The organism is Streptomyces rubellus, assembly GCF_036323805.1.
Taxonomy (GTDB): Bacteria; Actinomycetota; Actinomycetes; order Streptomycetales; family Streptomycetaceae; genus Streptomyces.
Genome location: NZ_JAZDCX010000009.1, coordinates 76,225 through 86,589 on the forward strand (window position 1 = coordinate 76,225; position 10,365 = coordinate 86,589).

At 74.3% G+C, this 10,365-nt stretch carries 12 protein-coding genes; 4 read left to right on the forward strand and 8 right to left on the reverse strand.

Annotation, left to right across the window (positions count from 1 at the left end; translation table 11 throughout):
* Nucleotides 1-1,665 (reverse strand): glycoside hydrolase family 13 protein, encoded by a 1,665-nt coding sequence (locus tag V1L54_RS12665; protein ID WP_330118062.1) that lies wholly within the window; start codon nucleotides 1,663-1,665, stop codon nucleotides 1-3.
* Nucleotides 1,666-1,910: 245 nt separating this feature from the next.
* Here V1L54_RS12665 and V1L54_RS12670 point away from each other — a divergent pair, with 245 nt between their 5' ends.
* On the forward strand, nucleotides 1,911-2,642 hold the full coding sequence (locus V1L54_RS12670; protein WP_330118063.1) for a DedA family protein: 732 nt from the start codon (nucleotides 1,911-1,913) through the stop codon (nucleotides 2,640-2,642).
* 157 nt (nucleotides 2,643-2,799) lie between these two features.
* Here the strand turns inward: V1L54_RS12670 and V1L54_RS12675 are convergent, their stop codons facing one another.
* Together V1L54_RS12675 and V1L54_RS12680 are read right to left on the reverse strand one after the other, a co-directional pair.
* Nucleotides 2,800-3,282, reverse strand: a complete 483-nt coding sequence (locus V1L54_RS12675) for a phosphatase domain-containing protein (protein WP_330118064.1) — start codon at nucleotides 3,280-3,282, stop codon at nucleotides 2,800-2,802.
* Nucleotides 3,283-3,370: 88 nt separating this feature from the next.
* Nucleotides 3,371-4,114: an alpha/beta hydrolase gene (locus tag V1L54_RS12680; protein ID WP_330118065.1), complete on the reverse strand. Its 744-nt coding sequence runs from the start codon at nucleotides 4,112-4,114 to the stop codon at nucleotides 3,371-3,373.
* 120 nt (nucleotides 4,115-4,234) lie between these two features.
* Here V1L54_RS12680 and V1L54_RS12685 point away from each other — a divergent pair, with 120 nt between their 5' ends.
* Complete coding sequence (locus V1L54_RS12685) at nucleotides 4,235-4,603, forward strand: hypothetical protein (RefSeq protein WP_330118066.1); 369 nt, start codon at nucleotides 4,235-4,237, stop codon at nucleotides 4,601-4,603.
* Between the two features lie 77 nt (nucleotides 4,604-4,680).
* The gene (locus tag V1L54_RS12690) at nucleotides 4,681-5,961 is read left to right on the forward strand and encodes a cytochrome P450 (protein ID WP_330118067.1); all 1,281 of its coding nucleotides are present in this window, start codon (nucleotides 4,681-4,683) and stop codon (nucleotides 5,959-5,961) included.
* Nucleotides 5,962-5,975: 14 nt separating this feature from the next.
* On the opposite strand, the gene V1L54_RS12695 is transcribed toward V1L54_RS12690, so the two are convergent.
* The 3 genes from V1L54_RS12695 to V1L54_RS12705 all read right to left on the reverse strand — a co-directional run bounded on the left by V1L54_RS12695 (nucleotide 5,976) and on the right by V1L54_RS12705 (nucleotide 7,459).
* On the reverse strand, nucleotides 5,976-6,458 hold the full coding sequence (locus V1L54_RS12695; protein WP_330118068.1) for an AAA family ATPase: 483 nt from the start codon (nucleotides 6,456-6,458) through the stop codon (nucleotides 5,976-5,978).
* 71 nt (nucleotides 6,459-6,529) lie between these two features.
* Nucleotides 6,530-7,060 carry a DUF1360 domain-containing protein gene (locus V1L54_RS12700; RefSeq protein WP_330118069.1) on the reverse strand — a complete coding sequence of 177 codons (531 nt, stop codon included), beginning with the start codon at nucleotides 7,058-7,060 and terminating at the stop codon, nucleotides 6,530-6,532.
* Between the two features lie 93 nt (nucleotides 7,061-7,153).
* Complete coding sequence (locus V1L54_RS12705; protein ID WP_330118070.1) at nucleotides 7,154-7,459, reverse strand: hypothetical protein; 306 nt, start codon at nucleotides 7,457-7,459, stop codon at nucleotides 7,154-7,156.
* A gap of 215 nt (nucleotides 7,460-7,674) precedes the next feature.
* Here V1L54_RS12705 and V1L54_RS12710 point away from each other — a divergent pair, with 215 nt between their 5' ends.
* The gene (locus tag V1L54_RS12710) at nucleotides 7,675-9,186 is read left to right on the forward strand and encodes a DUF1996 domain-containing protein (RefSeq protein WP_330118071.1); all 1,512 of its coding nucleotides are present in this window, start codon (nucleotides 7,675-7,677) and stop codon (nucleotides 9,184-9,186) included.
* 149 nt (nucleotides 9,187-9,335) lie between these two features.
* Here the strand turns inward: V1L54_RS12710 and V1L54_RS12715 are convergent, their stop codons facing one another.
* The gene (locus V1L54_RS12715; RefSeq protein ID WP_330118072.1) at nucleotides 9,336-9,866 is read right to left on the reverse strand and encodes a hypothetical protein; all 531 of its coding nucleotides are present in this window, start codon (nucleotides 9,864-9,866) and stop codon (nucleotides 9,336-9,338) included.
* Between the two features lie 85 nt (nucleotides 9,867-9,951).
* Entirely contained in the window at nucleotides 9,952-10,344 is a 393-nt protein-coding gene (locus V1L54_RS12720) for a site-specific integrase (RefSeq protein WP_330118073.1), read from the reverse strand.
* Between the last annotated feature and the right edge of the window lie 21 nt (nucleotides 10,345-10,365).

A 10,365-nucleotide genomic window follows, 5' to 3' on the forward strand; every position in this document is an offset into this window, starting at 1 on the left:
TCAGCGCGGCTGGGTGTCCAGCCAGACCGCGGTGTCCGGCGGCAGGCCGCGCCCGGCGGTCCCCCCGCCCAGCTCCCCGCTGGCCAGCAGCGGCTCGCCCGCGGACGCCGGCAGGGGCAGCGGGGCGCCGGAGAGGTTGACCCGGCACTCCAGCGCGCCCTTGCGGAAGGCCAGCTCGCCCTCCCGGGCGGGCAGCCAGGCGAAGCTCTCGTCGCCGGTGAAGGAGCGGCGGACCTTCAGAGCCGCCCGGTACAGCTCCAGGAAGGAGCCGGGCCGGCCGGTCTGGGCCTCGACGGAGTACTCGCCCCAGCCCTCCGGCTGCGGCAGCCAGCTTCCGCCCGGGCCGAACCCGTACGACGGGCCCGAACGCTCCCAGGGCATCGGCACCCGGCAGCCGTCCCGGCCCTTGCGGGCGCGGCCGGTCCGCTCCCACATCGGGTCGCGCAGCGCCTCGCGCGGCAGGTCGGCCACCTCCGGCAGGCCCAGCTCCTCCCCCTGGTAGAGGTAGGTGGTGCCGGGCAGTGCCAGGGTCAGCAGGGCGGCGGCGCGGGCACGGCGGCGGCCCAGTTCCCCGTCCGCGGCCGGCTCACGGCCGTCGGCCATCAGCCAGGCGACCGCGTCGGCGCCCTCGGGCAGGGCGTAGCGGCTCAGATGGCGCACCACGTCGTGGTTGGACAGCACCCAGGTGGGCAGCGCGCCGACCGAGCGGGCGCCGTCCAGGGAGGCGTCGACGACCCGGCGGAACTCGGCGGCGTCCCACCGGCAGCGCAGATAGGGGAAGTTGAACGCCTGGTGGAGCTCGTCGGGCCGGGTGTACAGGGGCAGTCTGGACTCGCTCACCCCCGCCTCGGCCACCGCGATGCGGGGCGGGTGGTACTCGTCCAGGACCCGGCGCCAGGCGCGGTGGATGCCGTGCACCTCGTCGCGGTCCCAGAAGGGGTGGTCGTGCCCCTCGGGCGGGGCGTTGAGCGGGGCGGAGTCCTCTCCCAGGGTGTCGCGCAGCGGCGGGGTGAGGTCCTTGCGCATGCCGTGTGCCACGTCGATGCGGAAGCCGTCGACGCCCAGGTCCAGCCAGAACCGCAGGACGCTCTCGAACTCGGCGAGGACCTCGGGGTTCTCCCAGTTCAGGTCGGGCTGCTCGGCGGCGAAGATGTGCATGTACCACTGGCCGTCCGGCACCCGGGTCCAGGCGCTGCCGCCGAACTTGGACCGCCAGTCGGCGGGCGGCTCCGCGCCGTCCGGGCCCCGGCCGTCCCGGAACACGAAGCGGTCCCGGGCCGGGGAGCCGGGCGGGGAGGCCAGCGCCTCGGCGAACCAGGGGTGTTCGCTGGAGCAGTGGTTGGGGACGATGTCGACGATGACCTTCAGGCCCAGGGCGTGTGCCCTCTCCAGCAGTTCGCGGAAGTCGTCCAGGGTGCCGTGCCGCGGGTCGACGTCGCGGTAGTCGCTCACGTCGTAGCCGCCGTCGGCCCAGGGCGAGCGGTAGAAGGGGGTCAGCCACACGGCGTCCGCGCCGAGCTCCGCCACATGGCCGAGCCGGCCGGTTATCCCCCTCAGGTCGCCCATCCCGTCCCCGTCGGAGTCGGCGAAGCTGGGGACGTAGATCTGGTATACGACCGATTCGCGCCACCACTCGGCGCTGTCTCGGGACGTGCTCTGTATCACGGGGGCCTCTCGGGGGTGCTGCTGTCGTGCGGCGGAAGGGCATTCAAGACGGCCGCGCCGTTCACGGTCAAGAAATCTCCTGGACACGGGTACGCGACATCACTTATGTCCGGTATTCGGACGGCGGGGTCCCCCGGTGCGGAGCTCCCGTCGCGGCCCGCCCGGGAGGCGGCCGGTTCGCCCCCGGGAGCCGGGGGTAGCCGGTCCCACACCGTTCGTTCCCCTCGCACCAGGGTGGGTCGCAGATGATCGAAGCAGCAGCCTCGCAGCCGTCCGGCGGACTCGCCGGCTGGGTCACGGACCTGATGGAGACGCTCGGCGCTCCCGGAGCGGGGCTGGCCATCGCGCTGGAGAACCTCTTCCCGCCCCTGCCGAGCGAGGCCTTCCTGCCACTGGCCGGCTTCGCCGCGGCCCGCGGCGACATCAGTCTGCTCGCCGCCCTGCTGTGGACCACGATCGGCTCGGTGAGCGGCGCTCTGGCCCTGTACTGGGCGGGTGCGCTGCTGGGCCGGGAGCGGACCATGGCGGTCGCCTCGCAGATTCCGCTGCTGAAGCCCGCCGACATCGAGAGGACGGAGGCCTGGTTCGCCCGGCACGGCACCAAGGCGGTCTTCTTCGGGCGGATGGTGCCGGTCTTCCGCAGTCTGATCTCGGTCCCGGCGGGCATCGAACGTATGCCCATGAAGACCTTCCTGATCCTCACCGCGCTCGGCAGCGCGCTGTGGAACACCCTCTTCGTGCTGCTGGGCTACACCCTCGGGGACAACTGGCACATCGTCTCGGACTATGCCGGGATGTACTCCAGGGCTGTCATAGCGCTCGTCGTCCTCGCGGTCGGGGGCTTCGTCGTCACCCGCCTGGTCGGGTCCCGCCGGGAGCGGCGGCGGAGGCGGACACGGGAGGAGCGGGAGGGCCGGGAGGACGGACCGCAGGGGAGGCGGCGGTACGGGCGGGAGACCGGGCGGCGCGACCGGTGACCGCGCCGCGGCCCGGGGCCGCCCCCCCCCCGGTCCGCGGTGCCCTACGCACGGCGCGTCCGTCCGCACGGTGCCCGGCCGGCGTTCCCGTACCTCTCCGGTCGTCTACGCTCGTCCCGCGCACGGCGGCGCCCGGGGTCTCCGGCGCCCCGGGCCCTCAGGTGCGCCCCTCCCGCTCCTGGGCCTCCTCCAGTACGGGCTCCGCCGCCGTCCACCCGGCCCGCACCACCGGGAAGCCGGCCGCCTCGTAGGCGTCGCAGACCTGGTGGTCGTCGTCGACCACCAGGGCGACCGTGCCCTCCCCGGCCAGTCTCCGCAGCAGCTCCAGCTTGACGACACGGGCCGGGCGGCGGTCCCGGTCGCCGCGCATCAGCAGCCGCCCGGCCGGCAGACCGTGCCGGGCCAGCCACTCCAGGGTGTCGCGGCGGCACCGCTCGGGGCGCCCGGTCACGTACGCCAGCTCGTGCCGCTCCGCGCTGGACAGCGCCAGTGCCACTCCCCGGGCCAGCGGCGGGTCGCCGGGCGCGGCGGCGAAGAAGGCGTCCCAGTCTCGCCGGCGGCCGTCGATGTGGTGCAGCCGGTGACGGACGTCGGCGAGTGTTCCGTCCAGGTCGAACACCGCCAGGGAGCGGGGGGCCATCGGGTCACCTCCACGGGTCGGGACCGCGGCGCACGGACGGCGCCCCGCCATGGTCGCACTCCGCGTCCGGTCCGCCGGAGGGCCGGGCTCAGTTCTCCGGCGGGCCGCCCACCCACCAGCGCAGTGCCGCGGTGGCCAGTTCGGGCGGCACCTCGTGGCCGCCGCCGAACTCCCGGTAGGTGACCTCGTAGCCGGCGCGTTCCAGCGCGGGCACCAGGCGGCGGCTGCAGGAGCCGACCGGCAGGACGCGGTCGTCCCGGCCGTGGGAGACGAAGACCCGGGGGCTGCCGTGGTGGACCATGGGCGCCATGAAGCCGGGTGAGAAGGCGAGCACCGCCCCGAACAGGTCCCCGTTGGCCAGGCCCAGCGAGAGCGCGTAGGAGGCACCGTCGGAGAACCCGGCCACCGCCACCCCGGCCGGGTCCACCGGGAAGCGCCGGAAGACGTCCCGCAGCGCGGCGTCCAGCCGGGACACGTCCGGCCCGTACCCGCCGCGGATCACGTCCCAGGTGGAGTCGGCGGCCTGGGGCGCGAGCAGCAGCAGCGAGTCGGACCCGGCCTGCGGGAGCAGCCAGGACAGCGCCCGTTCCGCCGTCCCCCCGGCACCGTGCAGGGTCACCGCCAGCCAGTACGGCCGGGCGGGGCCACCGCCCGCCGCGGACGGCGGGACACGCAGCAGCGCCCCACCGTCCACCCGGTACGTACCCGGCTCCCCCGCCATGGGGACACCGCCGGACGGCCGGGCGGCGAGCCGGCCGTGCGGTTCGTTCTCCGCGATCGCCGTGTGGGGGTAGGTGCTCTCGGGCACCGGTGCCTCGTCGGTTCCGGCCATTCCTCTCCAGTCCTCCTCCGGTGCTGTCCGGCCCCGCCCGGTGCGCGCGTCCGCCGGGCCGGTGGAGTACCCGTGGCACGGCGGTGCATGCCCTCCGCCGCCCGGGGGTACCCCACCCGCATGGTGGACGAAAACGAGAAGAACGGTATCAACCGGGACGGAACGGCAGAAGGGGCCTCGCGGGACGCGAGGGCCCGGGAGCTCCAGGAGGCCGAACGGCGCCGCGAGCGGTCCCGGCCCTTCGACTACCCGTACCGGGAACGCCGCGCGAACGTGCGGGCCAGGCGCCACATCAGCCGCGAGGAGGCCGACGCGGACATGCCGCCGGGCCTCTCGGGCGGCTACGGCACCACCGGCGGCGGACAGCCCGCCGGTCCGGCACAGCCCCGGCCGGGCAGGTCGGTGGTGGCGGAGGACCCCGCCGGGACCGTCGACGAGGGCGGCACCGCCGGCGGAGAGGACCGGGGGGACGAGGAGCGCGGCCTGTAGCGCAACCGGGCGCGGCGGCCGGGCCCCTTCGGCCTCCCCGGCGTTTCCCCTCCTGGCCGCCCGGGCACGCGCGCCCCATGGACTCCCCTCGCCACCCCCTTCTGGACCGCTCCCTGCCGCTGCTCGCCCGGGGATACGCCTGGCTGCCCGACCGTATGCGCCGCGTCCCGGGTCCCTTCCTCCGCACCCGTCTGATGGGGCGCCACGCGGTGGCCCTGCGGGGACCGGAGGCGGTGCGGTTCGTCTACGACGAACACCATGTGCGGCGGCACGGCGCCGTTCCGGAACCGGTCAGGAGCACTCTGTTCGGCCATGGCGCGGTGCACACCCTGGACGGCCAGGCGCACCGGGTGCGCAAGGCCCTGTTCCTGTCCCTGCTCACCGACCCGGACGGAGTGGCCGATCTGGTCGGCCGCACCACCGCGGCCTGGGACGAGGCCGCGGCGCGGTGGGCGCGGCGGCCGCGGGTGGTGCTGTTCGACGAGGCGAGCCGGGTGATCACCCGGGCGGTCTGCGGATGGACCGGCGTGCCGCTCGACGAGTCCGAGGCGGACGCGGTCGCCGCCGACCTGGTGGCCATGGTCGACGGCTTCGCCACACCGGGGCCGCGCCACTGGCGGGCCCGGGCGGCCCGGCGGCGCCGGGAGAACTGGCTGGCCCGTCTGGTGGCGGACGTGCGCGCCGGTTCCGTCCGGGTACCGGCGGACTCGGCGGTTGCGGTGGTGGCGCGGCACCGCGACGTCGACGGCGCGGAACTGGACGCGCGGACCGCCGCGGTCGAGCTCCTCAACATCCTGCGGCCGACCACCGCGGTCTGCTGGTTCGTCGCCTTCGCCGCACACGCCCTGCACCGCTGGCCGGAGAACCGCGAGCGGCTGCTGTCGGACGGCGGTCAGGACGGCGGGGCCGGGGGCACCGGCGGCCCGTACGCGGAGGCGTTCGCCCACGAGGTCCGCCGCTTCTACCCCTTCGCCCCGTTCATCGGCGGCCGGGCGGTGGCGGACCTGACCTGGCGCGGCGAACCGGTCCCCGCCGGTGCGCTCGTCCTGCTCGACCTGTACGGGCAGAACCACGACGCCGCCCTGTGGGAGGATCCGTACACCTTCGATCCCCGGCGCTTCCCCGGCCGTACGGTGGAGCGGGACGAACTGGTGCCGCAGGGCGGCGGCGATCCGGAGGTCAACCACCGCTGCCCGGGCGAGGACATCACCGTCGCGCTGCTGCGGGCGCTGTCGGTCCGGCTGGCACGGCTGGAGTACCGGGTTCCGGAGCAGGACCTGTCGATCCCGCTGCGGCGCGTCCCGGCCCGGCCGCGCAGCGGTTTCGTCATCGCCGACGTACGCCCGCCCGCCGGCTGACGGGCCGGGCGCCCTCACCCGGCGGCGCCCGGCCCGCTCCCGCCGGCCCCCTCGGCGGTTTCGCGGTCCGGCCGGACGGTGAAACCGCCGCGCCCGTCGAGGCGTACCTCCCACACCGCGTCGAACCCGTCCGCGCGGCGGGGCTCGCGCAGCCGCCGGAGCGTGTCGTACAGCCCCACGTCGGGCACCCGCTCCCGGTCCGGCCGGGCAGCGTTGCGGGCCAGGGCGCCCGGCACGTCCGGCGGGAACCAGTAGGCCACCACCCGCGCCCCGTACGCGCGCCCCGCCCCGATCAGCGGCGCCCACTCCGCGGGCGAGGGGTTGGTGTTGTCCACGACGACCGAGCGGCCCTCCTCCAGTGCCTCGGCCACCAGGCGCATCTGCCGCCGCTGCCGGTGCCGGGCGGCCCGGGGGAAGAGGTCCTTGCTGACCACGGTGTGGGTGGTGGCGAGGTGCCGGGCGCGGAAGGTGGACTTCCCCGAGGCCTGGAGCCCCACCAGGACGGCCAGCTCCGGCCGGGACGCCCCGGGTTCCCTCCTCGGCCCTTCCCCGCCCTCCGCCGCCCCCGTCAGTCCTCGGCCTTCTGCTGGGTCAGGCTCCAGGCGTACTGCAGCCAGTCGGAGAAGGCCACCGTGCTCAGGCACGAGACGACCAGCCGGGTGGCGCGCGGGGCGGCGACATACCCCATGGTCAGTCCGCTGGCGACCCACATCGCGACGCAGAAGGGGCAGGCCAGCAGCTCCCCCACCGACCTATGCAGCCCGTGCCCGCGGGGTTCGTCCATGACCTCGGCCCCGTGGAGGCTGCCGGCGCGGCGGGTGAAGGGGGCCCGCAGGAAGCTGGTGACCTTGTCCTTGGTCAGCAGCCGGGAGCTGCGGTAGGTGGCCACTCCCATCAGCAGCAGGTCCAGGGGAGGCACCCGCTCCGGAAGCTGCCGTCCCGAGGCCCGCGTCCGCCAGGCGAACACCCCGATCCCGCTCGCGTAGACCCCCGCCAGAGTGACGAGCCCGCGCAGTGAGACCTCCCCTCCCTCGGAGTACTCGTCCGCGCCGGTGGCCCGGCCCACGGTCTCGGCGGCCTGGTCCATGGCACCGCTCATCGGCTCCTCCTCCTGATCGGTATGTCCTGGGTACTTCGTCCGTGCGGCCTCGGCCTCCGCCCGCCGCGGGCCGGGGGCCCGGTGTCCGGGGGCTCAGGGCCTGGGGTTCTCGCGCCGCCACCGGGGCCGCGCGTCGGCGCCCCGCCGGCCCGCCACCGAGGCGCACCGCGGGCACAGGCGCCGGACGCGGTCGGCCGCGCCGCCCGACTCGGGTATGACGTCGGTCCACTCCACGTGGGGGAAGCGCCCCAGCCGGGAGCGGCTGAGGGACAGTCCGCACACGGTCTGGTTCATGCCCTGCTCCCAGGCGTGCACCTCGCCCGCGGGCAGCCGGAGGTTGTCCTCCTCGTCCCGCCACTGGCCCGAGGCCGCCACCGCGTAACGCTTACGTACTGGCACGGACTAGGGGGTTCCCCCGACGCGGGGGTCCACACGCGGCAGCCACCGGTTCTCCGCCTCCGGGCGCCCGCTCCGACCGGCGGCTCAGCGAATTATTTGGCACAACCCGAGCACTTCTGAACGGCCTCTAGGGGCCCTCCGTATGTACCAGGAGCTTCCCCCTATCCGGAAAGCCGATAGGCCGGAACGACGCAAGAGGAGTGCTGAGGAGTCCCATGAAGAAGAAAGCGCACAAACGCTCTCCCGTGGTGAACAGAGCGATCGCCGCGGCGACAGCCCTTCTGCTGGGAGGAGGCGGACTGGTCGCCGTCAACGTCTACGCCAGCGCCGGCTCCAAGCACGACGGTGCACGGGAGCGGACGGACCGGCGCCTCCAGAACGTCGCGACCATCGACTGCCCGGAGGTGGTGAACGAGCTCAGTCAGGTGCCCGACCGGTCCCGCCGTGAGGTGGACCGCAACCTGGCGCTGCTGGACACCCAGGTCGCCGAGGCGTACCAGCGGCTGGCCCGCTCCGGGAAACAGGTGGCGAACGACCCCGGCTTCGTCCGGAACGCGATCCTCGGCCCGCTGGAGAGCAAGCGGCGCGCGACGATCGAGCGGATCCAGATCTCCATCGGCCGGTTCGGGGACCGGCCCGGCGGGCTGGAGCGGCTGGCACCGTGCAAGGCGCGGGACAACGGCAACAAGGGCCGCGGCGGCGGCCGGAACCAGGACGGCGGCCAGGGCGGCGACCAGGGCCAGAACGCCGGCCAGGACGGCGAGCAGCAGGACGACGGCGGCCAGAACCAGGGCGGCGACCAGGGACAGGGCGGCGATCAGGGCGGCGCCCCCGGCCAGGGCGGGAACGGTCCGTCCCCGGAGGACTTCGTCGACATCCGCGAGGTACAGCCCAACTTCTCCGAGCCCGACTTCGGCAACGGCTCCAGCGGCACCTTCACCACCGAGTGCGGCCGCAACGAGAACGGCAACTTCAACTCCGACAACGTCATCGTCGCCCCCGGGGTGAGCAACGGCGCCCACCACATGCACGACTACGTCGGCAACCAGGACAACAACGCCTTCTCCACCAACGAGTCCCTCGCCGCCGCCGAGACCAGCTGCGCCAACCCCGAGGACCGCTCCGGCTACTTCTGGCCCGTGCTGCGTGTGCAGAACGGCGAGGCCGAGCAGGACGCCGACGCGCCCGGCGGCGGCACCGAGGGCAATGTCGGCAAGATCCAGACCCCCGCCTCGGTGACCCTCTTCTTCCGCGGCAACCCCACCTCGCCCGTGGTGGCCATGCCCCGCTTCCTGCGCATCATCACCGGTGACGCCAAGGCCTTCACCAACGGCGACGCCAACGCCAACGCCTCCTGGTCCTGCACCGGCTTCGAGGACCGCCAGCTGCGCGACAAGTACCCGCTGTGTCCCGAGGGCAGCCAGGTGGTGCGCACCTTCCGCTTCCAGAGCTGCTGGGACGGCCAGAACATCGACAGCGCCAACCACCGCACCCATGTCGCCTTCGCGGCCGAGGACGGTTCCTGCCCCGACGGCTTCCAGGCCATCCCCCAGATGGTGCAGCGCGTCACCTATGACCTGCCCCGGGGCGAGGTGTTCGCCGTCGACTCCTTCCCCGAGCAGCTCCACAAGCCCATCACCGACCACGGTGACTTCATCAACGTCATGTCCGACGAGCTCATGGCGGAAGTGGTCACCTGCATCAACGAGGGCCGGGACTGCCAGTGAGGCGCTCCGGGGCCCGCGCCGCTGATCCGGCCCGGCCGGACTGAAACCTGCCGGGACGGGGTCCGGGAGAAGCCCGGGCCCCGTCCCGAGCCCCTTCCCGGACCGGCGAACGCGCCGGTCCGGGTACCCGATCCGCTGCGCGGCCGGTCTCAGCCGTGTCCCTGGTGTCCCTCGTGGCCGTCCCCGCCGGAGTGCGCGTGCGCGCCGCCGTCGCCTCCACTGTCCCCGGAGTGCGACGCCCCGGACTCCACGGCGCCGCCGAGCCGGCCGCGCAGCTTTCCCAGCATGCCGGGCTCGCCCACGGCGACCCATTTCTCGCCGACGAGGTAGGTGCCGCCGTAGGGCTTGGCCTCCGTGAGCCAGCTCCGCTGCCCCCCGGCCGTGGCGAACGTGGTGAGCACGTACCGTCCGTCGCCGGTCGTGCAGACCCCCTGCCGCAGTTCCTCGGCGTCGGTCTGCACCTGCGGCTCGCACTCGGTGCGGGCGGCGAGCTGTTCCAGAGTGCCCCTGGCGGTCTCCGGTGTCTTCCGCTTCTGCTCCGCCCCGCTCGTTCCGCCGCTCGCGCCGCTGCCGGACCCCCCGTCCGCGGTGCCGCCGCCGGACGCGGCGCAGCCCGCGGCGAGTACGAGCGAGCCGATGAACGCGGCGGCCCGGACCGCGGTACGTCCCGTGAAACGCATCGTTGGCCTTCCTGGGTGGGAGAGAGGTGACATCTCCCGTTACGCACGGCGCCGGTCACCGTCTCATTCCGGGTGGCCGGTCCGCTCACCCCTGCCGGTGGCGCCGGCCGCCCACCCGGAACGCGTGGACGGGGTGTCCCTGCTCGTCCGCGGTCTGCATCACCTGCTCCCAGCTCAGGGCCCGGCCGCCGACGGCGAACAGCGGACCCGATCCCCGGTCCCCGATCAGCAGGCCCAACACCTCCACCGCCCGTTCGCTGAGGCCTCCCTCCCCCTCGGGCACCTCCCGGCCGCAGACGCCGGTCACCCGGCGCCCCGCCAGGTCGATGTCCTGGATCTCCAGGGAGAGCAGGTCCAGCACCCGCAGATCCCCTTCCCACAGCAGCAGCCACAGCGCCCGGTGCGCCATGGCGATGGAGTCGTCGGCGAGCAGTTCCGCCAGCCGTTCCGCGGTGACGTGTTCGTCTGTGAGCGTCATGGCCCGGCAGTATTCCGTCCG